Source organism: Arcticibacterium sp. GJ41-1, assembly GCF_055808875.1.
The window spans coordinates 5,136,788-5,163,396 of sequence record NZ_CM147888.1 but is presented as its reverse complement, the minus strand read 5'-3'; the positions used below and the strand labels follow the sequence as shown (position 1 = coordinate 5,163,396).

Annotated in this window: 30 protein-coding genes; 16 read left to right on the top strand and 14 right to left on the bottom strand. The window is 36.6% G+C overall.

Going from position 1 to position 26,609, the window contains the following annotated elements; genetic code table 11:
* Nucleotides 1–35 precede the first annotated feature (35 nt).
* The 11 genes from AC0L6O_RS21410 (at nt 36) to AC0L6O_RS21360 (ending at nt 9,605) form a co-directional block, all read left to right on the top strand.
* Complete coding sequence (locus AC0L6O_RS21410) at nt 36–1,400, top strand: quinol:cytochrome C oxidoreductase (RefSeq protein WP_473305246.1); 1,365 nt, start codon at nt 36–38, stop codon at nt 1,398–1,400.
* A gap of 55 nt (nt 1,401–1,455) precedes the next feature.
* The gene (locus tag AC0L6O_RS21405) at nt 1,456–2,565 is read left to right on the top strand and encodes a cytochrome c oxidase subunit II (protein ID WP_473305244.1); all 1,110 of its coding nucleotides are present in this window, start codon (nt 1,456–1,458) and stop codon (nt 2,563–2,565) included.
* Nucleotides 2,566–2,596: 31 nt separating this feature from the next.
* Nucleotides 2,597–4,468 carry a cytochrome c oxidase subunit I gene (locus AC0L6O_RS21400; protein WP_473305242.1) on the top strand — a complete coding sequence of 624 codons (1,872 nt, stop codon included), beginning with the start codon at nt 2,597–2,599 and terminating at the stop codon, nt 4,466–4,468.
* A gap of 76 nt (nt 4,469–4,544) precedes the next feature.
* Nucleotides 4,545–5,483, top strand: a complete 939-nt coding sequence (locus AC0L6O_RS21395) for a COX15/CtaA family protein (RefSeq protein WP_473305240.1) — start codon at nt 4,545–4,547, stop codon at nt 5,481–5,483.
* Between the two features lies 1 nt (nt 5,484).
* Nucleotides 5,485–6,366, top strand: coding sequence for a heme o synthase (gene cyoE / locus AC0L6O_RS21390; protein ID WP_473305239.1), 882 nt, complete (start codon nt 5,485–5,487; stop codon nt 6,364–6,366).
* Nucleotides 6,366–6,938, top strand: a complete 573-nt coding sequence (locus tag AC0L6O_RS21385; protein ID WP_473308555.1) for a cytochrome c oxidase subunit 3 — start codon at nt 6,366–6,368, stop codon at nt 6,936–6,938. Before cyoE ends, AC0L6O_RS21385 begins: the two co-directional genes overlap by 1 nt.
* An 88-nt stretch (nt 6,939–7,026) precedes the next feature.
* Nucleotides 7,027–7,755 carry a cytochrome c oxidase subunit 3 gene (locus AC0L6O_RS21380; RefSeq protein ID WP_473305238.1) on the top strand — a complete coding sequence of 243 codons (729 nt, stop codon included), beginning with the start codon at nt 7,027–7,029 and terminating at the stop codon, nt 7,753–7,755.
* Nucleotides 7,756–7,780: 25 nt separating this feature from the next.
* Complete coding sequence (locus AC0L6O_RS21375; protein ID WP_473305236.1) at nt 7,781–8,116, top strand: cytochrome C oxidase subunit IV family protein; 336 nt, start codon at nt 7,781–7,783, stop codon at nt 8,114–8,116.
* Between the two features lies 1 nt (nt 8,117).
* On the top strand, nt 8,118–8,807 hold the full coding sequence (locus tag AC0L6O_RS21370; RefSeq protein ID WP_473305234.1) for an SCO family protein: 690 nt from the start codon (nt 8,118–8,120) through the stop codon (nt 8,805–8,807).
* Nucleotides 8,804–9,325 (top strand): DUF420 domain-containing protein, encoded by a 522-nt coding sequence (locus AC0L6O_RS21365; RefSeq protein WP_473305233.1) that lies wholly within the window; start codon nt 8,804–8,806, stop codon nt 9,323–9,325. The genes AC0L6O_RS21370 and AC0L6O_RS21365 overlap by 4 nt, the downstream gene beginning before the upstream one ends.
* Nucleotides 9,318–9,605, top strand: a complete 288-nt coding sequence (locus tag AC0L6O_RS21360; protein WP_473305231.1) for a hypothetical protein — start codon at nt 9,318–9,320, stop codon at nt 9,603–9,605. The genes AC0L6O_RS21365 and AC0L6O_RS21360 overlap by 8 nt, the downstream gene beginning before the upstream one ends.
* A 1-nt stretch (nt 9,606) precedes the next feature.
* Here AC0L6O_RS21360 and ftsZ read toward each other — a convergent pair whose 3' ends face one another.
* The 11 genes from ftsZ to AC0L6O_RS21305 all read right to left on the bottom strand — a co-directional run bounded on the left by ftsZ (nt 9,607) and on the right by AC0L6O_RS21305 (nt 19,315).
* Nucleotides 9,607–10,911: a cell division protein FtsZ gene (gene ftsZ, locus AC0L6O_RS21355; RefSeq protein WP_473305230.1), complete on the bottom strand. Its 1,305-nt coding sequence runs from the start codon at nt 10,909–10,911 to the stop codon at nt 9,607–9,609.
* A 25-nt stretch (nt 10,912–10,936) separates the two neighbouring features.
* Nucleotides 10,937–12,286 carry a cell division protein FtsA gene (locus AC0L6O_RS21350; RefSeq protein ID WP_473305228.1) on the bottom strand — a complete coding sequence of 450 codons (1,350 nt, stop codon included), beginning with the start codon at nt 12,284–12,286 and terminating at the stop codon, nt 10,937–10,939.
* 28 nt (nt 12,287–12,314) lie between these two features.
* Nucleotides 12,315–13,076, bottom strand: coding sequence for a cell division protein FtsQ/DivIB (locus AC0L6O_RS21345; protein ID WP_473305227.1), 762 nt, complete (start codon nt 13,074–13,076; stop codon nt 12,315–12,317).
* 2 nt (nt 13,077–13,078) lie between these two features.
* The gene (locus AC0L6O_RS21340) at nt 13,079–13,855 is read right to left on the bottom strand and encodes a GNAT family N-acetyltransferase (protein ID WP_473305226.1); all 777 of its coding nucleotides are present in this window, start codon (nt 13,853–13,855) and stop codon (nt 13,079–13,081) included.
* Between the two features lie 2 nt (nt 13,856–13,857).
* Entirely contained in the window at nt 13,858–14,940 is a 1,083-nt protein-coding gene (murG, locus tag AC0L6O_RS21335) for an undecaprenyldiphospho-muramoylpentapeptide beta-N-acetylglucosaminyltransferase (protein ID WP_473305224.1), read from the bottom strand.
* A complete protein-coding gene (locus tag AC0L6O_RS21330; protein WP_473305222.1) occupies nt 14,937–16,121 on the bottom strand; it encodes an FtsW/RodA/SpoVE family cell cycle protein in 1,185 nt (394 codons plus the stop codon). Before AC0L6O_RS21330 ends, murG begins: the two co-directional genes overlap by 4 nt.
* Nucleotides 16,122–16,306: 185 nt before the next feature.
* Nucleotides 16,307–16,708, bottom strand: coding sequence for a large conductance mechanosensitive channel protein MscL (gene mscL / locus AC0L6O_RS21325; RefSeq protein ID WP_473305221.1), 402 nt, complete (start codon nt 16,706–16,708; stop codon nt 16,307–16,309).
* A 29-nt stretch (nt 16,709–16,737) separates the two neighbouring features.
* On the bottom strand, nt 16,738–17,661 hold the full coding sequence (locus tag AC0L6O_RS21320; RefSeq protein ID WP_473305219.1) for a DUF3078 domain-containing protein: 924 nt from the start codon (nt 17,659–17,661) through the stop codon (nt 16,738–16,740).
* Nucleotides 17,662–17,683: 22 nt separating this feature from the next.
* Nucleotides 17,684–18,514, bottom strand: coding sequence for a mechanosensitive ion channel family protein (locus tag AC0L6O_RS21315; protein ID WP_473305218.1), 831 nt, complete (start codon nt 18,512–18,514; stop codon nt 17,684–17,686).
* Nucleotides 18,507–18,710, bottom strand: a complete 204-nt coding sequence (locus tag AC0L6O_RS21310) for a hypothetical protein (protein WP_473305216.1) — start codon at nt 18,708–18,710, stop codon at nt 18,507–18,509. The genes AC0L6O_RS21315 and AC0L6O_RS21310 overlap by 8 nt, the downstream gene beginning before the upstream one ends.
* A gap of 2 nt (nt 18,711–18,712) precedes the next feature.
* Nucleotides 18,713–19,315 carry an RNA polymerase sigma factor gene (locus AC0L6O_RS21305; RefSeq protein WP_473305215.1) on the bottom strand — a complete coding sequence of 201 codons (603 nt, stop codon included), beginning with the start codon at nt 19,313–19,315 and terminating at the stop codon, nt 18,713–18,715.
* Nucleotides 19,316–19,531: 216 nt separating this feature from the next.
* Between AC0L6O_RS21305 and AC0L6O_RS21300 the strand changes: the two genes are divergently transcribed.
* Together AC0L6O_RS21300 and AC0L6O_RS21295 are read left to right on the top strand one after the other, a co-directional pair.
* A complete protein-coding gene (locus AC0L6O_RS21300; RefSeq protein ID WP_473305214.1) occupies nt 19,532–19,840 on the top strand; it encodes an SCP2 sterol-binding domain-containing protein in 309 nt (102 codons plus the stop codon).
* Between the two features lie 38 nt (nt 19,841–19,878).
* Entirely contained in the window at nt 19,879–21,681 is a 1,803-nt protein-coding gene (locus tag AC0L6O_RS21295; RefSeq protein ID WP_473305212.1) for an acyl-CoA dehydrogenase, read from the top strand.
* 35 nt (nt 21,682–21,716) lie between these two features.
* Here AC0L6O_RS21295 and AC0L6O_RS21290 read toward each other — a convergent pair whose 3' ends face one another.
* Both AC0L6O_RS21290 and AC0L6O_RS21285 read right to left on the bottom strand, forming a co-directional pair.
* On the bottom strand, nt 21,717–22,226 hold the full coding sequence (locus AC0L6O_RS21290) for an NADH-quinone oxidoreductase subunit B (RefSeq protein WP_341227697.1): 510 nt from the start codon (nt 22,224–22,226) through the stop codon (nt 21,717–21,719).
* Entirely contained in the window at nt 22,223–22,687 is a 465-nt protein-coding gene (locus AC0L6O_RS21285; protein WP_473305210.1) for an NADH-quinone oxidoreductase subunit A, read from the bottom strand. The genes AC0L6O_RS21290 and AC0L6O_RS21285 overlap by 4 nt, the downstream gene beginning before the upstream one ends.
* 184 nt (nt 22,688–22,871) lie before the next feature.
* Here AC0L6O_RS21285 and AC0L6O_RS21280 point away from each other — a divergent pair, with 184 nt between their 5' ends.
* A complete protein-coding gene (locus tag AC0L6O_RS21280) occupies nt 22,872–24,086 on the top strand; it encodes a T9SS type A sorting domain-containing protein (RefSeq protein WP_473305208.1) in 1,215 nt (404 codons plus the stop codon).
* On the opposite strand, the gene AC0L6O_RS21275 is transcribed toward AC0L6O_RS21280, so the two are convergent.
* Entirely contained in the window at nt 24,064–25,551 is a 1,488-nt protein-coding gene (locus tag AC0L6O_RS21275; RefSeq protein ID WP_473305207.1) for a sodium:solute symporter, read from the bottom strand. The two genes, AC0L6O_RS21280 and AC0L6O_RS21275, sit on opposite strands and share 23 nt — an antisense overlap.
* 94 nt (nt 25,552–25,645) lie before the next feature.
* On the opposite strand from AC0L6O_RS21275, the gene AC0L6O_RS21270 reads away from it, so the two are divergent.
* Entirely contained in the window at nt 25,646–25,939 is a 294-nt protein-coding gene (locus AC0L6O_RS21270; protein ID WP_473305205.1) for an ATP-dependent Clp protease adaptor ClpS, read from the top strand.
* 24 nt (nt 25,940–25,963) lie between these two features.
* A complete protein-coding gene (gene recR / locus AC0L6O_RS21265) occupies nt 25,964–26,575 on the top strand; it encodes a recombination mediator RecR (RefSeq protein WP_473305203.1) in 612 nt (203 codons plus the stop codon).
* Nucleotides 26,576–26,609 lie beyond the last annotated feature (34 nt).

Sequence of the window (26,609 nt, the reverse complement as noted above, 5' to 3'; positions counted from 1 at the left end):
TTTTTCCGTAAAAGGAATAATAATAAGAATTAGACATGGCTCATAAGCACGAAACTCCTTCAGTAGAAGAATCTTATGATTTCTCCCCAGAGCTAAAACGAAAGCTGTTAATCGGCGGTGTTATTGGCGTAGCTCTAGTGGCTATCGGAGTATTTTTGATAAATATGGGATGGTGGGGTCCTGACGGGTTTGCCGGTGGGGCTCACGAGGCACATGGTGCTGTTGATGCTCATGGTGCTGCAGAAGCAGCTCACGGGGCCGCCGCAGAACATGGTGCTGAAGGACATCACGAAGCTACGTTATTAAATAGAATTGTTGGGAATCTTTGGATGAACTCAATTTACTTTTTAGGGCTTTCGGTAATTGGGGTGTTTTTTATCTCTTATAATTACGTAGCTAAGGCAGGTTGGTATACTTCTTTTAAAAGAATTCCTGAAGCACTTCCGGCATTCATGATAATACCGGCAGCGGTTATTTTAATCTTAATGGCCATTCCTGGTTCTAGACATATTATTATGCACTGGACTCATGAAGGTATAATGGATCCTTTAAGCCATAATTTCGATGCTATTATAGCAGGAAAGTCGTGGTGGTTGAATATGCCATTTTACATGTTTAGATTGGTGGCTTATTTTGTAATATGGTGGTATTTATGGAAACAAATTAGAAAATACTCTTTATTAGAAGATGTTTCTGGGAGTTTAGAAGATTATAACAAAAGCAGGCTTTATGCTAAGTTCTTTCTGATATTCTTCGCTGTTACAAGTTCTACAGCGGCATGGGATTTATCTATGGCAGTAGATGCTCACTGGTTCTCTACCATGTTTGGATGGTATCATTTATCTAGTTGGCATGTGGCAGGTCTTGCGGCCATTATGTTAGTTATCGTTACACTTAAAAGTAAAGGGTATTTAAAAGGTGTTAATGATTCAGCTATTCAAGATTTGGGTAAATTAATGTTCGGTTTCTCAATTTTCTGGACATACGTGTGGTTTAGTCAGTTTTTCTTGATCTTTTATGCTCATTTACCTGAAGAGACTATTTATTTTAGAGAGCGTTTGCATGGATATGGTGGAAGATACTTATTCCCATTTTATGCTAGTTTAGTTCTGAACTTTGTGTTCCCATTATTAATATTGATGGCTAGAAGTTCAAAAAGAAATTATACATTCTTAAAGATTGCTTGTTGGGCCATTCTAGTTGGGCACTGGTTTGATTTCTATCAAATGCTTATGCCTGCAATAGCTAAAGATCAAGGAGGTATTGGTTTGATTGAGTTGGGTATTACAACGGTTTTCGCTTGTAGTTTTATATATGTGATTTACTCGCAATTGAGCAAAGCAAATATGTATGCGAAGAATCACCCATTCTTAGAAGAAAGTTTACATCACGATATTTAATCATTAAAAAGATTAATTGAATTTATTTCTGAAAGGAGATTGAATAGTTAATTATATGACAATTATAATAGGAATTTTAGCTCTTGTGTTTGTTGCCTTAACGGTAATCGTGATTGGAAAAACACAAGACCTGTTGAAAGGCGTACAGGGTAAAAGTGAGGAAACGGAAGACCATCAGTTGGATAGTTCAAATGATTGGAATGCCATTGGTTTATTCATATTTTGGATAGTTACAGTGGTTGGTTTGGTCTGGTCTTTCTTAGATGCAAGAAAGGATTTCTTACCAGAAGCTTCATCTATTCATGGCCGTGAAACTGATTTTTGGTTCTGGGTTTCAATGAGTGTTATAATGGTGGCATTCTTTATTGTAAACTCATTATTGTTTTACTTCCCAATTAAGTATAAGTATAAGGCTGGTCATAAGGCTACGTTTTATCCTCATAATAACAAATTAGAGGTTATATGGACTGTTATTCCAGCTATTGTTATGGCCGGTCTAGTATTCTCAGGACTTCGAGTTTGGAATAAAATAATGGATGATGCTCCTGAGGACGCTGAAGTCATTGAAATAATGGGTCGCCAGTTTGCATGGGAAGTAAGATACCCTGGTGTAGATGACAATAAATTAGGAGATTACGATTATCGTTTAATTGATGATGCTAAGTCAAATTCTTTCGGAATAGACTTTTCTGATCCTAACTCGTTTGATGACTTTACTAGTGCAACGGAGATACATATTCCTAAAGGAAAGCCTGTTTTATTGAAGATTAGAGCAAGGGATGTATTGCACTCTGTTTTTATTCCTCACATGAGAGTGAAAATGGATGCTGTGCCAGGAATGCCTACTAAGTTTTGGTTTGAAGCTGATAAGTCTACGGAGGATATGAGAAAGGAATTAAACAACCCTGACTTTAATTACGAAATAGCTTGTACTGAGATTTGTGGAAGAGGTCATTTTAGTATGCGTTTGCTACTAATTGTGGATGAGCTTGAAGACTATGAAGCTTGGAAAAAAGAGCAAACACCTTTCTTATCAATGAATCCTGATTTTATAGAGAAGGTACCTGACAATTTAAAAGCTAGAGCACTAAAGTATATTGAATCAGATGATTCGGATGCAATGGTAGAGGTAATAGAGGCTACAGTAGAGGAGTCAGCAGAATAATTTGAAAATTTGATTTAATTCAATAAGATATATGTCAACGGTTTTATCACATACAGACGCTCATGACCACGGTCACGAAGAACACCATGAGCTTGGTTTTATTAGAAAATACATATTTTCAGAAGATCATAAAATAATTGCTAAACAGTATCTTATTTCAGGTATAGTTTGGGCTGTTATTGGTGGTTTGATGTCTTTGGTTTTCCGTCTTCAGTTAGGTTTTCCTGACATGGATATGACATTCCTTAAACCTTTCTTAGGTCAATGGATAGATGCTCAAGGGAAATTGGATCCTAACTTTTATCTGGCATTAGTTACAATGCATGGTACCATTATGGTATTCTTTGTACTAACGGCTGGTTTGAGTGGAACATTCTCTAACTTTCTTATTCCTCTGCAAATTGGAGCAAGAGATATGGCCTCGGGTTTTCTTAACATGTTGTCTTACTGGTTCTTCTTTGTTTCTAGTATTATCATGTTTTGGTCAATTTTTATTGAAACGGGTCCTGCTGGTGGTAGCTGGGTGATTTATCCACCTCTAAGTGCTTTACCAGAGGCTAATCCGGGCTCTGGACAAGGGATGACCTTATGGCTTGTAGCTATGGCTCTCTTCATTGTATCTCAATTATTAGGTGGTGTAAACTATGTTTCTACTATCATTAACTTGAGAACAAAGGGTATGACCTTTGATAAGTTACCTTTAACAGTTTGGGCATTTATGTTCACGGCTATTTTAGGAATTCTTTCTTTCCCTGTTCTTTTATCAGCTGCTTTACTTTTGATATTTGATAGAAGCTTTGGTACTAGTTTCTTCCTTTCTGATATTTACATTAACGGACACGCTTTACCTAATCAAGGTGGTAGCCCGATTTTATTCCAACACCTTTTCTGGTTCTTAGGACACCCTGAGGTTTATATTGTTATTTTACCGGCATTAGGTTTGGCATCAGAGGTTATTGCTACAAACGCTCGTAAGCCGATATTTGGATATAAGGCAATGATTTTCTCTATGGCTGGTATTATGTTCCTTGCATTTATTGTGTGGGCTCACCACATGTTTATGACAGGAATGAATCCTTTCTTAGGTTCTGTGTTTATGTTATTGACCTTGATTATTGCTGTACCATCGGCAGTAAAGGCCTTTAACTATATCACTACATTATGGAGAGGTAATATAATATTTACTCCTGCAATGTTATTTGCTATTGGGCTAGTATCTTTCTTCGTATCAGGGGGATTAACAGGTATTATACTTGGAAACTCTGCTTTAGATATTCAATTACATGATACATACTTTGTGGTAGCTCACTTTCACCTAGTAATGGGTTCGGCTGCAATATTTGGTATGGTGGCTGGTGTTTATCACTGGTTCCCTAAGATGTTTGGTAGAATGATGAATAAGAGCCTAGGTTATATTCACTTCTGGATTACTTTCGCTGGTGTTTACGCTGTGTTTTTCCCAATGCATTACGTAGGTATAGCTGGTTTCCCAAGAAGGTACTATGCTTGGTCTGGTTTTGATACATTTAATATATATGCTGATTTGAATGCTTTTATGACTATTGCAGCCATATTGACATTTGCAGCTCAGTTGATTTTCATATTCAATTTTATTTATTCTATTTTCTGGGGTAAAAAGGCTTCTGCTAACCCATGGAATTCAAATACTTTGGAGTGGACGACACCTGTAAATCCGGGTCACGGAAACTGGCCAGGAGAGCTTCCTACTGTTTATAGATGGCCTTACGATTATAGTAAGCCGGGACAGGAGGATGGAGATTTTATTCCTCAAAACGTTCCTTTTTCTGCAACACCTGAATCTAACTTACCTGAGGAGAATGAGTTAATCGCAGAAGAAAAAGTTATAGAGGCTATTGAATTTGATAAGAATATTCCAGATTAATTTCTAGGTATTATTTATTAACCAAGTGCGAAGTATTGGGATGTAATACCTTATACTTCGTACTTTTTGTTTAAGGATGTATAAGAAATTTGCCATCGTTACTATTGTAGCAGTGTACTTCCTAATTTTAGTTGGAGGTATAGTAAGGGCTACTGGCTCTGGAATGGGATGTCCGGATTGGCCAAAGTGCTTTGGTACTTGGATTCCTCCGACTAGTGTAGAGCAATTGCCTGATAATTATCAAGAAGTTTTCGGTCAAAAGCTAAAAGGAGAGGTAGAATTTAGTGCCGTTAAAACTTGGACGGAGTATGTCAATAGGCTTGTAGGTGTGTTGATAGGGATATTTATTTTTATAACACTTTTGTTGGCATTTAAGGAGTATAGGGGAATTAAAACGGGAATAGTAAAGTATTCGCTAATCGCCTTTATATTGGTTGGTTTACAAGGTTTTTTAGGCTCTATAGTAGTATCTACCGAGTTGCATCCTGGACTGGTAACGGTTCATATGCTGCTAGCGATAGTGATAGTGTTATGTTTGATTTATGCACTGTTTTTAGCCTATAAATATGAAGGTAAGGGATTAGAGACAGAAAATAGGTCTTTGCGGTTTATTACATTGATAGTGCTAATACTTAGTGTAGGTCAATTAGTTTTGGGTACTCAAATTAGGGAGATGGTAGACCATCTTTCTTTTGGAAGTTTACCAAGAAGTGAATGGGTAGATTCATTGCTAGGAGGTAAGTTTTATATACACATTGTTTTGGCGGTTATTTTGCTTGTCGTTCACTGGATTTTATTTAGAGATGGCAAGAAGGTTTTAAAGGAAGGTGGTTTAAAAATCTTGAATCTGTTGTTTGTGTCTGTAATAATGGAATTTGTAATTGGTGGGGTTTTAGTTTTTTTTGATATACCTGCTTTCTCTCAACCTATTCATCTAACATTGGCAACATTGATAATAGGTTTGCAATATGCATTATTTTTAATTTTTGGTAAATCGAAAAAGTCGCTTAGCTGAAATGGACGAATTAGTAATTTCAAGGAGTATGGGTGGTAAGGCTAAAGCTTTTTATGAGCTGACTAAGTTTAGGTTATCTGCTACTGTAGTATTTTCTAGTGCTATAGGTTTTATGCTAGGTGCCACGGTTATTAACTATGCTTCTTTAGCATTGTTTGCTCTTGCTGCTTTTTTAACAACTGCAGCCGCAAATATTGTGAACCAAATTTGGGAAATAGATCTGGATAAACTTATGACAAGAACAGAGGGAAGACCTTTGCCTTCTGGTAGATTAAGTGTAAATGAGGCTGCTGTTTTTGGTGGGATATGTTTGACAATAGCCATTTTTCTATTGTTATACTTTTTCAACATAAAGGCTGCAGGGATTTCTTTCTTGTCTTTTGTACTCTATGGCTTTGTGTATACACCATTAAAGCGAAAAGGGCCAATTGCAGTTGCTGTAGGTGCTTTACCAGGAGCTTTCCCGCCGATGATAGGCTGGTTGGCTGCAACTAATCAATTTGGCTTAGAACCAGGTATACTTTTTGGAATTCAGTTTTTCTGGCAGTTCCCTCATTTTTGGGCAATAGCTTGGGTGCTGGATGATGATTATAAGAAGGCAGGTTTTAAACTTTTACCTTCAACTGGTGGAAGAAATATTAATTCTGCGATACAAATAATGATTTATACAGTGGTTTTATTACCACTTTGCTGGGTTCCTATGTATCTTGGGATGACAGGAATAAATTCAGCAATGATAGCTATGTTATTTGGTGTTTTATTTTTGATTCAAACTTTTCATTTAATGAGGAAAATGGATAATAAAGCGGCATTACAATTGATGTTTGGCTCTTTTATTTATTTACCTGTAGTTCAAATCGCGTTTTTACTTGATAAAATATGATGGCAATTTCAAAACAAGAAGCGAAGCCAGTTTTAAGCGTAAATAAATGGAAATTTATTACATGGCTTTTTATTATTACTATTTTGATGCTTTTCGCATCGCAAACTTCCGCCTATCTTGTAAGAAGGGCAGAAGGAAATTGGGTAGAGTTTTCGTTACCGGCTGTTTTTTATTGGAGTACGGGAGTATTGCTGATAAGTAGTGTTTTGATGCATCTCGCACTTAAGGCGGCTAAAAAAGATGAGTTTTCTAAGTTAAGAATGTTCATTTCGGGTACTTTCGTTTTTGGAATGGTATTTCTAGTGATGCAGTATATGGGGTGGCAAGAACTTCAGGCTGCGGGAGTATATTTAAAAGGTAACCCGTCTGGTTCGTTTATGTATATTCTAACAGGTTTGCATGCATTTCATTTACTTAGTGGTTTAATTGTTCTAGTATTTGCTTTAATGGCCGCTTTTAAATTGCATATTCACGCTAAGAGTTTAGTGCAAATTGAAGTTTGTGCTACTTACTGGCATTTTTTAGATATTCTTTGGATTTACCTATTTGTGTTTTTATTGTATTTCAGATAATTTTTTAACCAATACTCTATTCTCAAGGCATTTTTACAAAAGATGATTAAATTTGCCGCGGTATAATAGAAAAAATTAAAAGCGTTTTATGTCAAGTCATGCTTCTTCTACGCCAGAAAACCTTCTTTGGAAGGGTGGTGTACAACCAATGAGAGTTGGATACGGTAAACTGATGATGTGGATTTTCCTTTTGTCAGATACATTTACTTTTTCTGCTTTATTGATTTCTTATGGATTAGTAAGATTTAGTTATCCTACTTTTAAGGATCTTAATCCAGGTCAATCCATTGCGGATTTTGTTCCGTCTACAGAATGGTGGCCTACTCCTGAAAAGGTTTTTGAGGCTGTACCTTTTTTACATGGCTTAAGTTTGCCATTGGTATTTGTAGGAATCATGACCTTCATTTTGATATTTAGTTCTGTTACTATGGTTTTGGCAGTAGAGGCTGGACATAGGATGGATAAGGCTGATGTAGAAAAATGGATGCTTTGGACAATTTTAGGTGGTATTACTTTCTTAGGCTCTCAAGCTTGGGAATGGTCTCACTTTATACACGGAACAGGTGCAGGAGGAGCTAACCTTATTCAGAACGAGTATGGTCCTACAGCGTTTGCAGACTTTTTCTTCTTTATAACAGGTTTTCACGGAACTCACGTACTCTCCGGAGTAATACTTAATATTCTCATTTTTTATAATGCCTCAAATGGTGTTTATCAAAAAAGAGGACACTATGAAATGGTGGAGAAAGTTGGTCTTTACTGGCACTTTGTAGACCTTGTTTGGGTGTTTGTATTTACTTTCTTTTACCTAGTTTGATCACATTATTAAAGCATATTAAAAGATGGCAGAACATATAGAAAATATAGATGCAGAAAAGCAAAAACCACAAACAAAGGAACTTTGGAAGGTTTTTTGGATTCTGCTAATAATTACGGCGGTTGAATTTGTGATTGCATTTCAAATCAGCTCAGACAGTGATTTTGGGAAATGGTTGAAAATATCACTTTTCATTATTCTAACATTTGTAAAATCGTTTTACATAGTAGGTACATTTATGCACTTAAAGCATGAGGTCAAAGCCTTAATCTGGACAGTGGTATTACCTGTGATTTTTGTCTTATGGTTTATCTTAGCTCTTGTATACTTTGAGGGTGGCTACATAGGTTCGCTTAAATAAGATGAATAAAGGTTATTTTAAGGCCGGAATACTAATTGTATTATTAGTAATTCCGGCTTTGTTTTTTGTATTCCTTAAAACATTTGGCGATAATCAGTTTAGCTTACCTAAATATTTTCCGGTTTTAGATGAGTCTGGTCATGTTCTAATTACTGAAGGAGATACTGTTTTTAATACTATTGATGATTTTACTTTAACCAATCAATTTGGTGAGCCCCAAGGTTTGTTTGAGCTAGGTGACGGAATCAAAGTGGTTAGCTTTTTCTTTAGTCGTTGCGGTACTATTTGCCCTATGATGAATGAAAACTTGGGCAGGGTACAGGGAACTTTCAAAACTGACAGTAGTGTCAATTTCTTAAGTATTACAATAGACCCTGAGTTTGATACTCCAGAGGTACTTTTAGCGTACGCCTCTGAGTTTAGTCCTGAGTTTAAACAATGGAAATTGTTAACTGGAGAAAAAGAGTATATCTACTCACTTGCCATTAATGAGTTTAAATTACCAGTTGCAGATTATTCCGGTTTAGATTCATTGGGTAATCTAGATGTAGATAAGGCATTCATTCATTCAGAAAGAGCTCTCTTATTAGATCAGAATAACTTTATTCGTGGAATTTATGATGCTACTGATTTGTTAGAGATAGACAGATTGAAACTGGAGATTAAAGTGCTAAAAGATATTAATCAATGAAAAAGGAATACTCACTGAGAACAATCAATATCATATCGGTAGTTGTACCGGTTGTAGTGGCTGTTTTGTTAGGGATTAGGTCAAAACCTTATTTAGGTGAGTGGACCAGAGCATTGCCGCATGTTAATGCTGGTATAAATAGCCTTACGTCGGTTTTATTGATAACTGGCTTGGTATTAATAAAACAAAAGAAGCAGATGGCTCACAGGTTAGTTATGACGTCAGCATTTTCTTTAGGCGGACTGTTTTTAGTGTGTTATGTGCTTTATCATTTGACTAACCCTTCTACTAGTTTTGGTGGGGAAGGAGCTGTAAAATATTTTTATTACTTTATTTTAATTAGTCATATAGTCTTGTCGTTGGTGGTACTTCCATTGGTTTTAAGAGCCTTTTATTTTGCATGGGTTCAAGACTTTCAAAGACACATAAAACTGGTTAAATTTGCATATCCTATCTGGTTGTACGTTTCTATAACAGGAGTAATAGCCTATTTAATGATATCACCATATTATGCTTAAGAGAAGTTTCTTATTTAAAGTCGGGTTTGTTTTACTAGCGGTAATGTTAGTTTCTAACGTTAGTATGGCACAGTGTGCCATGTGTAGAGCTACGGTGGGTAGTAACTTGAGCGAAGGTAGAGGAGTAATAGGTACAGGCCTTAACTTTGGGATTCTGTATTTACTTTTGACACCTTATTTGCTAGTTGGTGGTGTCGCTTTTTTCTGGTTTAGAGCAAGTAAAAAAGAGCTTTCGGAAAAGCTCTCTCTTACTAATTCAATAAAGAAAATATACAACTAGTTTAAATCTTATTGATAAGCCTATTTTCTTCAGGAATATCATCTACTTCTACTAGTTCTAGTCCAAACCTTAAATACGCAGGAGTATTTTCAATGTCTTCTTTGACATCATCGTTTTTGGCAAAGCTGGTTACGCTCTCTCTTAATTTTTCTTCTGCTTCAAATAAACCTACCTGATTCTCAGGAATCGGGTTCTTCTTTTTACTCTTTTGACTTGCAATTCCAGGCATGCCAAAGGTAGAGAAAGGGCTATCACTGTGGTTTGATTCGTTGTTGTCACTTTCGTCCTCTTTCTTAGTTTCAGGAACGGTGTTAAAATCAGTAATTCCAGCTGCTACTATAGTTACTCTGATGCGGTCTTCTAAACTACGGTCAATTGAATATCCGTGCTTAACTATTTTAGCCTTGGTTTTGATTTCATTTTCAATGAAACGCATAATCATAGCTTGGTCACTCATTTTGATTTTGTATTCTGGCTTTTCGTCAGAGTAACAAATAGAAACCAATAATCTTTTAGAACCTTTAATGTTATTGCTATGCAGTAGCGGCGACTTTAAGGCCTCTTCTACGGCTATTTTAGCTCTATCTACACCAGAAGCTTCTGCAGAGCCCATAACGGCTTGTCCGGCGTTTTTAAGCACTGTTTTAACATCCGCGTAATCAAGATTAATAATACCTGGTCTTGTTATCAATTCGGCAATGCTCTTAACGCCATTCGCTAGTATCCCATCAGCTCTTTCAAAGGCCTCTTGAATATCCATGTCATGAAATAGGTTTTCCAACCTATCATTTTTGACAATTAACACAGTGTCGCAATAGGTTTTCATTTTTTCAATTCCCTCTAAAGCCTGCTCAATTTTTTCCGTGCCTTCCCAGCTAAATGGATCGGTAACCACACCTACTGTCAGCATGTTTTTTTCTTGAGCTATTCTGGCTATTACAGGAGCGGCACCTGTACCAGTTCCGCCACCCATACCAGCTGTAATGAAAACCATTTCTGTAGGCTCATTAAAAAGCTGATGAATAGAATCTTCGCTTTCAAGTGCGGCTTGTTCTCCAACTTTAGGAATTGCACCTGCACCTAGTCCTTTTGTTAGTTCAGCCCCAAGCTGGAGTCTCGTAATCTCTTTTGGCAAGTTTTTTAGAACTTGCAGGTCTGTGTTTGCCGCTACAATATTGACATCCTTGATGCCCATTTTGAAAAGCGTTTTAACAGCATTTCCACCTGCACCACCTACACCTATTACTGTAATAATATTAGGCATGTCAGATTGGAAATCTAGTCCATAGTCTTGAGGGTATAACATAATTTCTAATTTAAAGTGAAGGCTACTAGTTATAAGTTTGTCTTAATTCAGGATCCTCCAACCTTTCAAGAAAGGAAGAGATAGGATTGTTTTTAAATGAAAAGATAGTCTTTTTTCTTTTCTCTTTCAACACGTTAGTCATTGGTAATCTGTCGTCTGCTGGTTTCAGCGTTGATAACATTAAACCAACTGCAGTACTATACTTTGGGTGAGAAAGCTCAAAGAAGGTATTATTGTCAATGTTTCTTACAGAATCAGCGACCCTAACGGTCAAAGGAGAAAAAGAGTTTTGAAATATCTTTTTAACCAAACCTAACCTTGCAACAGCTCCAGAAACTATGACACCATTTCCTAGAACCCTGGCATAATTGCTTTCAATAACATTTGAGGCTATTAGACCTACTATTTCTTTTAATCGGCTTTCTATCACAATAGCCACAGACCTTTGCAATAACTGTTTAGTAGGAAGGCCATCTTTTCCCTCAAGCTCCAGTACTTCGTTTATTTCAATTTCTTTGCTACTCTTATCTGAACTGGCTCTTAATACCTCTTCTGCTTGGGCTTCTGTGATATTAAATGCTTGAGATAAATCTTTCAAAATAGCTAAAGAACCAATTCCTAAAACGGCGGTATGTCTTAAACCGAAATCTTTATAAACTGTAACTTCGGTCAGTTGAGAACCTAGGTTAATAAGTAAAATTCCGTTTTGCTTATCTTCAATAGAAAGTGCCGCTGCAGCATCAGCTACGGGCGTATAAATCAATTGGTCTACGGCTACTGGGCTTGGTCCTTTCCTGCTGCTTTCTAAAAAACCATAAGAGAGTTCGTTGGTACTTTCTAAAAAGTTGTTGACTTTTTCAACTGGTGATACCACAAAGTTGAAGTTGCAGGTCAATTTATTTCCTGTAGCACCTTCTGGGTATTTATTTATTTTTTCACCGTCTATAAAAAAGTCTGTAGGTAAAGAATGAATGCACTCTGCTTTGTTACGCTTGTTAAAATTACTCTTGGCAGTTTTAACCAGCTGTACTAAAGTGTTATCATTTACTGTAAACTTATTTCCTGAGTTGGTGTATTCTTCACGTTCTCCTTTTAGTGTAATAAACTCGTTTGAGTAATTACAATTAACCGAACCAATATCTAGGCTAGATTTATTAGCTAGTTTTTGTAAAACTCTGCTAGCTGTTTGTTCAAAATTCTGTGAGTTTTTTGAAAAGCCTTTTGACATAGACTCATAGTCAGGGTCATATCTTTCTTCTGCATAATGCAGAATACTGATTTTACCATGCTCATCTCTTTTACCCGCTACGGCACACATTTTGGAGTTTCCGATATCTAGTCCTACGGAATACATTGGTTCTTTTTGTTCTTTCATTTTTCTCGATTATTAGGATTCACTTTTTTTATTCGCACACAAGTTGGTTGGCATATTGTAATTTGACTTTCGAAAACTTATCCCAGCCTTTTACTGTCATAACCTGTTTATAGAAAACTTTCAGTTTATGAAGTTTCTGTTCTATGTTTTCAGCCTTTCCAAATTCAATAATGTGATTTCCTAAAACTGGGACAAGTTTGATTTGTCCACTTTTGCTGACATCCATTTGAGATATTTGAGCATCCCAAAAGTCGTCTGTCTTGATGACTTTTATAAGTTCCATTAAGGAAGCGTCATCCTGTTTTTGAAGTGATTTCTTTTTATAAAAATAATCTCCAGAAAGTAAGAGAACTCTTTCGGAGTGATATTTAGAAAGTGGGAAAAAGTGACCGCTTTCGTTTAAGTATTGGTCATTTTTAGAAATATATGAGCTGAGTCTAGCATATGGGATGTAAGGTTTTACTTTCACATGAAGCATTCCTTTAAGGTCGCCATAAACTTCGCAATACTCTATCTGGTCTATTTGTTGAATACGCTCTTCCAGTTTTCCTAAGTCAATTTCAGAAAGCACTTTTCCTTCAAGCGGTTCTAAACCGTTTTTAGTTATGTATTTCTTTACATCTTCTTTAGATATATAAGACTGGTCATTATTCTTAATCATTTTGATGTCTATTCCCTGACATCGTTGTACTCTCGATTTCTCATTTACAAAAGCAATGAGCGACAGCAATACCACCAAGCCGATTCCTGCAAATCCGTATTCCTTGAAGTTATTTAGTGATAGTTTCATTGTTATAGTTGGTTTAGGAAGTTGTTAGGTTCCTCTAGATTTTTAAATCTATCTGATGTTTTTTCTTCTAAATCGGTCTTACAGTATTCTTTTAAGAGTTTTACGTCTTGATTCCAATGCTGACCGTCCCAAAACTCTAAACCTTTATGATCTCTAATTTTATAAAGAGCTGCAGGTTTATACGCGGTGCCTAAGTATACATAATCTAATCCTCTTTCTTTAGACCAGTTAATAGCACGCCACATCATCCATTTCCCTAAGGAATGGCTTTTCATATAGTCTGTGTCAAAAAATGAGAACCAGTAGTGTAACATGCTATCCGTTAGGCTAACCAGAATGTAACCTAAAGTTTTATCAGCATTCTTAAACTTTAGAATATGTGTTCCAATACTGCTTTTCAATATATAATTCCAACGTTCTTGGGTCATATTAGAGTCACCAATTCGTTCGGTAATGTATGCTTCGCAAAGGGCTTTGAAAGTTGGCTCTTCAAGGTCAAACTTGTCTTTCTCTATCAGTTCTACACTTACGCCAAGGGGTTCTATTTGACGACAAATCCTCCTGTTTTCAGAAGTGTCTTCAAATCTTGCCAAGTCTACACGTAAGCTTCTTGCTAAATAGAAAGTTTCAGACTCAAGTGTTATGTTTCCTGTATATGGAAGAAAACCTTTATCATAAATAGGTGAAACATCTTCTTGCCCCTCTCGCATAGCATAAATAGCATACGAAAAAGTATAGCTGCTGTAGTCCACGTTATTTTCTGAATAAAATATCTTCATTCCTATATTAGGCTTAAAATTTGGTTTACAATATCTTCCGCAGCCTTAGGCTTGGCGAAAGCTTTAATATTTTTACTTAACTCACCTTGCAAATTGCTGTTTGAAGCTAATTCCAAAGTAGTTTTAATGAGTTCTTTATTTACATCAATGTCTTTAACCAATAGAGCAGCATTCTCATTTACCAAACTCAAAGCATTCATGGTTTGATGGTCTTCCGCAGCGTTAGGAAAGGGAACTAAAATTGACGGCTTATTGGTCAGACAAAGCTCAGAAACTGATAAAGCTCCGGCTCTAGAGATAACAATATCTGCTGCTTTATAAGCTAAGTCCATTTCATAAATAAATTCTGAAATGTAGGTCTTAGAATCTGTAGGAAATGCTGATTTAAAGTTTTTACCGGTTTGCCAAATGACTTGAAGGCCTGCCTCCGTTAAATCTTTGAGGCCTCCTTCTATGGCTTGGTTAATACTTCTGGCACCTTGGCTACCGCCAATAATTAATAATGTTTTTTTGCCTTCAGCTAAACCGAAATGGGCGAGTGCTTCCTTAAGAGTCTTGTTACTTTCAATAATGTCTTTTCTTACTGGATTCCCGGTGAAAACTATTTTTTCACTAGGGAAAAAAGTTTCCATTTTAGGATAGGCCACACATATTTTTGAGGCCTTTTTCGACAAGAATTTATTTGTAATTCCTGCGTATGAATTTTGCTCTTGAAGCAAGGTTTTTACGCCTTTAAAGTTTGCCATTAAAAGAGTTGGTCCACTGGCATAGCCACCCACGCCTATTGCGGCATCCGGTTTAAACCTGCTTATTGTTTTATAAGCGAGTCTAAGGCTATTGATAAGCTTAAATGGAAACTTTAAGTTAGCTATCATATTGGAACGGTTAATTCCCGCTATTGGTAGCCCAATAATTTTAAATCCAGCTTTAGGCACTTTTTCCATTTCCATTTTGCCTTCAGCTCCAACAAATAAGATTTCAATATCGGCAGACCTTGACTTTAATTCATTAGCGATAGCAATGGCAGGGTATATGTGCCCTCCAGTACCACCTCCACTGATTATTATTTTGTAAGGTTTACTCATCTTAATTTGTTTGCGGCTTTAGCCTCATGATTTTTTGATACACTTAATACTATCCCAAGTGCAATGGAGGTAAATAGGATAGAAGTTCCTCCTTTACTAATCAATGGTAATGTTTGACCGGTAACGGGACCAAGGCCAACGTTTATAAACATATGGGTCAATGCCTGAAATACGATACTTAAGGTTAAACCAATACTTAACAAACCTCCAAAGGCATTGGTGGTGTTTTCAATGTTTTTAAAGCCTCGTGCTAAAAGCCATAGATAAAGACCTAGAATGAATATGCCACCAATGAGGCCATATTCTTCAATAATTATGGCGTAAATGAAATCTGAATAAGATTCGGCCATTCCGTGTTTTATGGCACTTCTACCTGGTCCTACACCAAAGAGTCCACCTCTTGCCACTGCGGCTAGGGCTTGGTCTTGTTGGATACTATTGCTACCAACTGTACCGCCAATTAGACTATTGCCATCTAAATCTGAATTTGTGAAGGCTTCTACTCGATCAATAACTGTTTGGGTTCTTCCAAAATCTTTGTCAAAAACTACCTTAGAAATCCAGCCTGCTCCAAAAGCAAGTATTAAACCCATGAATACCGAGCCTGTAAGCCAGAGAATGTATTTTCTAGGAATACGACCTATGATCATAATCATGAGGCAAGTCAGCCCCAGAATAACCGATGTGGAGAAACTAGAAATAGCTAATAAACCACATAGTACACCACACCAAATAATGATAGGCCAAAGGTGTTTGAAGTTGTCTAAAGTATTTTGCTTTCTTGCCAACATGGCAGAAAGATTGGTGATAAGTACTAGACGTACCAAATCTGAAGTTTGGAAAGTCCAACCAAAAACAGAAATCCATCTTTTGGCACCACCCACTTCTCTTCCTGAAGAGAGGGTGTAAATAAGAATCAATGGGGTTAGCCAAAGAAGAATTTTGGCCAAAGGAGCTAAATTGATAAAGTCAAAGCGATGTATGAAGTAGGTCACAAAAAAACCGATAGCTACAAAGAAGGCATGCTTAAAAATGACCATTTCTGGCGTGGCCGAAGTTCTATAAACCAAAGCTGATATAGAGCTATATACCGCAGCAATACCAAAAAGAGACAGAAAGATAGTGATGACCCAAATCTGCATGTCGCCTTGCAGATGGTCCTTCAGTTTGAACCTATTCATTACATGTTTTATTAGAAAAGCTTGATATTAATCTAATTAGAGTTAGTAATTAGACCTTTGTTGTTCAAATTTACGTTTAAAAAACGCTTCGCAAAAGATAATCTGAGTTTTTAATTTGGGTCAAAAGATAAAAAGGGAGAAACGTCTCGTTCCTCCCTTTTTGGTTCTATATGTTCTCTGAAAAATTACTTTTTAAGAGAGTCTCTGATTTCTTTTAGGATATCTAATTCAGATGGTCCTGCTGGAGCTGGAGCAGCTACTGGCTCTTTTGTTTTATTGTAAGCCTTAACAATCATAAAAAGAACAATACCTACTGTGATAAGATTAATAATGCTATTAATCCATACACCATATTTGATTGCATTTTCAGGAGTTGCTACAGTCCCATCTTCAGCCATAATAGCTGGGTCTAAAACGACTTTTAGGTCAGCGAAGTCAAGTCCACCAGCAAAATGACCAACTATTGGCATCATGATGTTTCCTACAAAACCACTAACTACAAGGCCAATGGCTCCGGCTAAAATTACTGCAACTGCAAGGTCAATGACATTTCCTGTCATTATGAAATTTTTGAATTCTTTAAGCATTTTGTTAAAAGATTTATGTTTGAAAAAAATTAAAGGGCAAGTGAAAAGCCAGCTGAAAGGCCTTGGCTAAGTTGGAATTTCTTTACTTGGTCTTCGTCGTAAATACCTATTAAAGAAAAGTTTACATTAAAATATTTACCAATTTTTGAAGTAGCAATTAAATTAATGTTATGGTCAATAGGCTTAGTTTCGGGAGCGTATGCTACAAATGCTTGATACCTCCACTTAAGATTAAAGTTTTCTGTAAGGTTTTTATCAAATGAAGCTACGGCTTGTACGCCTAGTTCATTAAGAATGTTTTTACCTTCATCCACTCCATAAGCCCTTCTAATAATCTCTCCATTTTTAGCTTCTACTTCTATAGCTTTATTTTCAAATACTTCATCATTGAAAACAAGTGTTTGTCTTACTGTAGCACCACCTAACTGTACCGTAAAGTATGGCTTAGGAACCCATTCCAGGCCAATGCCTTCTGATAAAAAAGCAGGTGCGAAAAAGTTTGAAATCATATTACCTCTAACACCATTCTCATCAAATTCATACCCGCCGCCAAGCTGAGAAAGAAGGTTTACACCTGCAAACCAGTTTAATTTTGGAGAAATGCTACTGGCATATTTACTTTCCGCAAAAAGCCTATCAACACTTTTTCTTAAATCAATTCCTTTGTTTTTTAAGAAGCCATATTGGAATTGAATGTCATTTGTCCACACTCCTTTTCCTTTATGCTTGACCGCAAGGTTGTTGAATAATAGGCCGATTGCAAAATTATTCACTCCACCGCCTTGCCAGTTGTTATTAAAAGAGGCTTGAGAAAAGTTAACGGCCACCTGAGTGTTTCTGTCCCACCAACCTACGCGTAATGAATCTTCTAAATTATTCATAACTATTTCTTGTGCAGATGCACCAACAGCCATTAATGAAAAGAAGACTAAAGCTAAAATTTGTTTTTTCATCTTAATTAAATAAGGGGTTTGTTTATTGTTTGTGTATTGTTACTTTTTCCGATTGTAAAACTCTTAATGGGAAAACGGTTTTTGCTTCGCCATTTTGAATCGTTATTGTTGTGTTATCAACTTTTAATATCTCTCCTTTTATACCGTCAATCTCAATGATTTCTCCAGCAGCATACTTGTTCTTTGAGTAGAAGGAACTTATAATATTAAGCAATATTTCTTTAGAAGCAAAGCCGTAACCTATTGAAAACGAAAGGATAATGCCAGCTATTAATATATTGAAACTACTTTCTAAAAGAGCAGTGTTTATGCCAGCTTGGCCTAAAGCCGCTATAATGGTTATCACCAATAGGAAGAAAAAGACACCCGTTCCTATTAGTTTTCCTGAGGCTATATTGAAAGATTCGCATAGACCTACCACAAAAGATTTTACAGCATCTGCCAGTAATAGACCAGCAAATATCATGATGGTAGCGGAGATAACTTTTGGTATATATTCTACCACCATTGCAAACATGTTAGAGATGGCCGGAACGCCTAATGTTTGAGCGGCTTGAATTAGAAAAACGATAAGTATGAAGAAGTATACAATCTTTGATACAACCTTACTCAATTTAATATTGAGGTCAAATTTCTTAATTGCGTCTATGTTGTTTATTTTCTCTCCAAGCTTATCAAGACCAATTTTTGAGATTATGTTTTTAAGAACAGTACTAGCTATTTTGGCCGTAAGCCAACCTATTAAAAGTATAACGACAGCACCAATGAAATTGGAGGTAAACTCTCCAAATTGTGTGATTAGATTTTGAAAGGTACTTATTAGGATATCCTTAATGTTAGGTAATTTATTCATTTGTTTTTTTTGTAGTTTTATTGGCTTCTATTTCTTGAAGTAAAGCAGCTCCCAGTTTAAATGGCTCTCCTATAAACATATTGACCATGACCATGGCTTCTCTTATGATATCAATTTCTGATACCAGTTGGTCTTTAACCTTGTCTGAGCCCTCAAAGGCCTCATTTGTGTTTATGTCAAAGTTGTTATTTGCCATGTTTATTTTTTTAAGAATAACAGTATTTTTAGTGCAATAAGGGCAAATAAAGCAACGTGCTCTAGGTAGAGTTTTTTCATTTTCTCCTTTGTTCTCATTAACCTCATTTTAGTTGCACTTTCAGATAATTCAAAAGTTTGTGCAATTTCCTTTATGCTAAAGTCATCTTGATACTTCATCAAAAGCATTGCTTTTTCTTGGGGAGATACCTGCTCAAGACTTTTATGCAATCCTTCTGCTTTCATACCTAAAAGTTCGGTGTCAACCTCTTCTTCCATAAACTCCATTCTATCATCCCACGCTTCTTCTCGCATTTTTTTCTGTTTCCTTATATTATCCATACAGTAATTATATGTAATGGAATAAAGCCAGGTAGAGAAACGAGCATTCTCTTTAAAAGTACCAATCTTGGTAATAACCTTTAAGAAAATGTCATGAGCCAAGTCTTCTGCTTTAGCGGTGTCTCCAGTGAATGAGAAGCATTTACGGTAAACTTTTTCGGAATAGCGATCATATATCTCTTCAAAATAGATGTTCTGCTGTGTAGAAACATATTCCCGAACAAGTTCTTCGTCCTTCATCTTATCGTACAACTGACTACGCATATTAGACTAAGCAATTTGATTAAGTAACTAGAAATTAGGGAAAAGTTTGAGATTTTTACTTTCAAAAAGCAAATATCCTAAAAATATTAACGGTTTTGGTATGCTTAAGCCTAAAATGTATCTACAAGATAAGCTTTTGAGTCGTCTAACGTGAAGGCTAAATCACGATTGAGAAGTGTAAATTGTTATATTTACAGAAAAAATAACAACAAACTAATGAACGCTAGAGAATTCTTAGAAAGAGTACCTAAAAAGGTAAATCCAGAGGAAAATAAAGATTTGAATACCGCTTTGCACTTTGACTTTAACGAAGAGCAATATACACTTGCTGTTAAAGATGGTGTGGCCGAATTTTTAGAAGGATTGGTAGGAGAGCCAGAGGTGACATTAAAAGCAAAGGCGGACGATTTTGCAAAAATTGCTGCTGGTGAAATGAATCCAATGACCGCTATGATGTTTGGGAAATTGAAAGTGTCTAACCCTGGAGCAATGATGAAGTACGCTAAAATGCTAGGCTTCATGTAAGAACAATTTTTCAATTATCACTTCATCAAACAATTAAAATGGCAAGTAAATATTTTGACAGAAAAACCCTAGATTTTATTCTGGAGGATGTGCATAATGCGTCATCCTTAAGCTCCTTACCTTATTTTGAAGACCATGATTCAGAAACCTTTAAAATGGTTCTTGACTCGGCTGAGCATATTGGAGATACCGTCATGTTTCCTAACCTATCGGCTGTCGATAAAAATCAACCTGAATTGGTAGATGGCGAAGTAAAAGTTCATCCATCGATTAAGGCTTATTTAAATGCGATAGGTGAGGCAGGACTCTTATCAGCAGACTTCTCTTATGAGGATGGTGGCTCTCAGTTACCATTGACGGTAGGGAGTGCCGTTGGCTTTACCTTGATAGCGGCGAATAATGGGATGCTTTATAGCGGATTGACCGCAGGTTCAGCAAGGTTAATTACTACTTATGGCTCTGATGAGTTAAAAGAGAGGTATGTAGAAAAAATGTTATCAGGTAAATGGCAAGGTACTATGTGCCTAACCGAACCTCAAGCTGGTTCGTCCTTATCGGATATTAACGCTTCAGCTACAAGAGAAGAGGACGGTATATTCAAATTAACCGGACAAAAAATATTCATTTCTGCGGGAGACCACGACTGCTGTGATAACGTGGTGCACTTAGTTATTGCTAGAATTAAAGGAGCCCCGTCTGGGTCAAAAGGTATTTCATTATTTGTAGTACCTAAGATTTTACCAAACGGAGAGCTTAATGATGTGACCAATGTGGGCATATTTCATAAACTTGGTCAAAAGGGAGTGCCAGCTATGCATTTGGGCTTTGGCGATAAGTCAAATAGCTGTGTAGCGTATTTGATTGGCCAAGAGAATAAAGGGCTGAGTTATATGTTCCAGATGATGAACGAGGCTAGAATAGGTGTAGGTGTAACAGGAGCGGCTATTGCTTCTGCAGCTTATCAAGCTTCATTAGAATACGCAAAAGAGCGTCCTCAAAGCAGAAGACTTAATGAGAAGTCGGCCGTAGAATCACCACAAATTCCTATCATTCAGCATCCAGATGTAAGAAGAATGCTGTTCTTTCAGAAAGCTGTGGTAGAAGGTTCTATCTCTCTTTTGACAGAAGTATCTAAGTATTATGATTTATCACATAGACTAGAGGATGAAAAAGAACGAATGAAGTATCATATGCTATTGGAATTACTTACGCCAATAGCTAAGACATACCCTTGTGAAGCTGGTGTCAAATCAATTTCTGACGCGGTTCAGGTTTTTGGTGGTTATGGTTTTACAGAAGATTTTCCTGTAGAGCAGTATTATAGAGATATTAGAATTACGCCAATTTATGAAGGAACCACAGGAATTCAGTCGCTTGATTTATTGGGTCGTAAGGTTTTGATGGCAGATGGGAAAGCAATGTTCCTTTTGGCAGAAGAAATAACAAAGACTATTAAAGAGGCAAGTCAAATAGAAAAGCTAAAGCCCTATGCAGGGAAATTAGGTGATGCGGTAGAACGGCTGTCTAAAGTAACCCAACATCTGATGAAGGTAGCTGCTACTGGCGATGTGGAGCTTTTCCTTTCTGATGCTACACTTTATATGGAAGTGTTCAGCTTAGCAACAATTTCATGGCAATGGCTTAAAATTGCAAATGCGGCAGCAAATGGTTTGAAAGATGCAGGAATTAACGCCGAGCAAAAAGCATTTTTAGAAAGTAAGATTAAAACCATGCAGTTTTTCTTCCATTATGAGCTCCCTAAAACAGAAGGATATATTACTCGACTTATGGATAGTGAGGTCATCACGGTTTTAAGAGGAGAAGAGAAAATGGTTTTTTAGAATAAAGGCATTTTTAGAAACAGAAGGCGGAGGGCTTATTCTTTAATAGAATCAAGCGTTTCGCCTTTTATTTTGTCTTGAAGTTTCAGAATTCCACCTATTAAGGCTTCTGGTCTTGGAGGGCAACCTGGTACATATACATCTACAGGAATAATTCTGTCAACACCTTTTACCACATGGTATCCATGCTCCCAGTAAGGTCCTCCACAGTTAGAGCAGCTTCCCATCGAAATTACATACTTAGGGTCTGCCATTTGCTCATATAGCCTTTTGATTCTATCGGCCATTTTGAACGTAACAGTTCCTGAAATTATAATAAGGTCAGACTGACGCGGAGAGTTTCTTGGGAAAATCCCGAAACGCTCTAAATCATAATTTGACGCCATAGAGGCCATCATCTCAATAGCACAGCAAGCCAAACCAAAGCCTAGCGGCCAGAGTGAGTTTGCTCTAGCCCAGTTGGCTAGCTCGTCTAGGTTTGTCAAAATGACTTCCCCCTGACCATCTTTAATTCTTTCGCTATTTTCTAAGGAATCAAAATTCATTGATACTTTTCATTAATAGATTCGTAGGCAGACATTGGTACTTTCGCTTCAAATTCTGTTTGGGTAACAGAAGACTTTATCCAATCTAGATGGCCTTCTTTCCAGGCATAAACTAGACCGAGGGTCAATAAAAATATAAAGACAAACATTTCACCTATGGCGTACCAAGCCCAAGCTCCTGCCGTTTCGTTTATTAGGTTGGCATTTCCGAAAACTGTAGCCCAAGGAAATAATAAAACCAACTCAACCTCAAAAAGTAGGAATATAATGGCTATTACATAGAATTTGATGTTAAAACTGACCACTGCATCTCCCTCAACTTCTTCTCCAGATTCATAAGAAGAGTTTTTTTCAGGGTTTGGTTTGTCAGGTCTTAGTAGTTTTGCAACTCCTAAAAGCACGGACAGCATTAAAAATGCACCGAGAATAAATAGAAATATGAAAGTAAAGTTTTGAGCCATTTTTTGTCCTTAGGATACAAACCTAGTTATTTAATTTAAAAATGTGACATATGGTTTCATTCTCGTCCAAAAAATGGTGTAAAATTTGTTACGCTTTGTTGATTAATAGCGTATTTAGTTTTAGCAGTCATTCATTTTAAAATTTATGTTGTTTGATCGAAGTTTAATTTTGTTTTGTGTCCTCTTGCCTTTTTTAGGTTTTGGGCAAGAGTCGGCTATTCCTGAGCCAATAGTTTGCCATGCTGATAAGCATGATGCTTTCTTTCAGGTTTTAGCAGAAGATTCAGAAAAAACAAGAAGAACTGTTACGAGCAGTATTGATGTTTCTTATACTGACTTTCCTGATGTAGCTGAAACTGCCTTTGAAAAGGCTGTAAGTATTTGGGAGACCATTTTGATTTCAAACCAACCTATCAGAATTAATGCAAAATGGGAAAATATAGGTGGTGGTACCACTTTGGCATATTCTGGAGCTACTAGAATTTATAGAAATATCGATAATGCTCCTTATAGAGATGTATGGTACGTGTGCCCATTAGCAGAGGCTATTGCAGGTAAAGATTTGAATAACGGAGACTTTGATATCAATGTGACTTTAAATAGTAATACAAATTGGTCTTACAGCACTGATGGAACTACTTTTTCAGGAAAGTTTGATTTAGTTACCGTTGCATTACATGAGATAGCTCATGGTTTGGGTTTTTCTTCATCTATGAAGCTAATTAATAATGAATCTGAAGGTCAATGGGGGCAATCTAGCTTCCCTTATATTTTTGATACGTTCGTTCAAACTGAAGAAGGAGAGTCGCTTGTAGATAAAACTAATTATCAAAACCCTTCTGAAGATTTGAAAGAAGAAATGGTCAGCAATGCATTAATTTTCAATGTTACCAACAATAAATACTTAGGAAGAACACCAGAGATATATTCTCCTGAAACGTATAAAGAAGGAGCGAGCTTGTCACATGTTGACTTTCGAGATGCCAACGCTAGTACAGATACTCCCAATGCATACTCCATAATGTCTCCTTCCATACTTGCGGCTTTGGCTATTCATAAACCCAGTGGCGAGGTTTTGACTATTCTTAATGAGATAGGGTGGCCGGTTAATAATCTAGAGACCTTTGTAGTACTAGCAGAAGAACCAGAGCCTAAGATTCTAGTTTTTCCAAACCCTGTTCAGAAGAAGTTAGCCATTGCTTTGCCAATAGAATTGAGATCAGAAAATACAGAAGTTACTATACTTGATAGCCGCGGTAAAGTCTTATTTGAAGTACAAAAAGATACAGTTTTAGAGCCAACCTTTTACATTAGCCTTACTGATTACGCTTCTGGAATTCATTTTCTGACGGTAAATTCTGAGAAAGGTCAATTTACTAAGAAGCTGGTGAAACGTTAGTTTCAGAGTTTTTGAGTGCAAATAAACCCGCAATAGTTAGCATTCCGTTTAAGAGCAAGTTTTCAAAACCAAAACGATATGCTGTTTGGGTTTCTATTATTTGAACCAAGACATAGGTAAGTATAGGGGCCGCAACACATACATAAGGAACAAACTTGTCTTTCACCCCTCTCTTGGTATAAATACCATAGGCAAATAAACCTAACAAAGGCCCGTAAGTATAACTGGCTATCTGAAAAGTAGCGGAAATAACATCAGTGCTATTTAAGGCATGGAAAGCCATAATCACTACAAAAAAGAGTAAAGAGAAGCCTACGTGGGTAATATTTTTCAATCTTCTTCTTTCTGTTTCTGGTTTTCCTTCAACGTTTAAGAAGTCAATGCAGAACGCTGTAGTAAGTGCTGTCAAAGCAGAATCAGAACTGGCGTAAGTGGCTGCGGTAATTCCTATTAAAAACATAACGGCTACTAGCATGCCAGCCATACCAAAGTCTAAACTACCAAAATGCTGTAAGGCCATCATAGGGTAGAGGTCGTCGGTTTTTGCCGGAATATCAAGGCCTTGTTTCTGTGCATAGATGTACATTAATGCACCTAAGCCTAAAAACATTAAATTGACAAAAACTAGTACTATGGTAAACCAAAGCATGTTTTTCTTGGCTTCGCCAATGTTTTTACAAACCAGATTTTTCTGCATCAAATCTTGGTCAAGGCCAGTCATGACAATGGCAATAAGTGCTCCGGAGAAAAACTGTTTAAAGAAGTTTTGGGGGTCTGACCAGCCTCCTTCAAAAAAGAAAATATTAGAATAAGAACTAGAAGAAACGGTATCAAGCATTCCACTGAAATCTAAGCCCATTTCTGCCGTAATTAAATAAATAGTTAAGGCTACTGCAGATACCAAAAATGTAGTTTGCAGCGTATCAGTAATAACAATTGTTTTAATACCTCCTTTAAAAGTATAAATCCAAATAAGAGCAATAGTGATTAATACAGAAAGCCAAAAGGGAACACCCAGTGGGTCATAAATGACAATTTGGAGCACTTGTGCTGCAATATAAAGTCTTACGGCTGAGCCCAGTGTTCTACTCAAAAGGAAAAAGGCAGAACCCGTTTTATAAGACCAAAAGCCAAAACGTTTCTCTAAATAAGTATAAATAGAGATAAGGTTTAGTTTATAGTAAATGGGCATCAGAACCGTGGCAATAAAAAGATAACCAAGAGTATATCCCAAAACCATTTGAAAGTATGAAAAGTCTTTGGTTCCTACAGCTCCAGGAACAGATATAAAAGTAACCCCAGAAAGAGATGTACCTATCATTCCAAATGCCACCAAATACCAAGGTACTTCCTTGTTGGCATTGAAAAAAGAATTGGTATCAGCACCTTTAGAAGTTCTGATTGAAATGAAAACTAGCACAGCGAAGTACACTAAAAGAATGGTGATGGCTAATCCGGGACTCATAAAGTAAGGCTTGGTTATTCAGAAAGGCTCAAAGATAAGCATAAGAAGGTAGCTTTTTTTGATATTTTTGTGTCGCTTTAACAGAGTTAAGTAAATGAAACCAGAAGAAAGTCCGGAAATAGAAATTGTCACAGCCCTAGACGAGGTAGTAGAAAACGTTAAACTATGGAGTCTTGTGGTTTTTAATGATGACGTTAATACTTTTGACCACGTGATAGATACGCTTGTGGATGTTTGCGATCATGAACCTACACAGGCAGAGCAATGTGCCATGATAATTCATTTAAAAGGTAAATGTGCTGTAAACTCAGGAGAGTATGAAGAATTGGTAGGGCAGCGAAACGAAATATGCAAAAGAGGTATTTCTGCAGAAGTGATGGTTAAGTAAACGCTAATAGTTCAAAAATAACAAGTGAATTACCCTTCCAAATTTATTGAAAATGCAATTGATGAGATTTCTAAACTTCCAGGAATAGGGAAGAAGTCTGCATTGCGTTTGGCCTTGCATTTACTGAAAGCCGACGAATCAAAAACCATGGCTCTTTCCAAAGCATTGATTGATTTAAGAACAAAAACTACGTACTGCCGTCAATGTCATAATATCTCTGATGATGTCTTGTGTCAAATATGCACTTCTATAAATAGGGATGAACAGATTATTTGTGTAGTTCAAGATACTAGAGATGTATTGGCCATAGAAAATACAGCTCAGTATCAAGGGCAGTATCATGTTTTAGGGGGAATAATATCACCCATTGCCGGCATAGGTCCAAACGATTTGAATATTGATACACTAATTAAAAGGATTTCGGAAAGTGGTCAGGTGAAAGAAATCATTTTAGCACTTTCGCCAACCATGGAAGGAGATACCACTGCTTTTTATCTTCAAAAGAAATTAACAGACTTCAATTTGCACATTACTACTATAGCGAGAGGGATTCCGATAGGTGGAGATTTAGAATATGCTGATGAAATTACTTTGGGAAGAAGTATTGCTAGCAGAACAAGGTCTGACTTACATTAATAGATTTTTGTAGGTCGAATAAATTAACGTCATT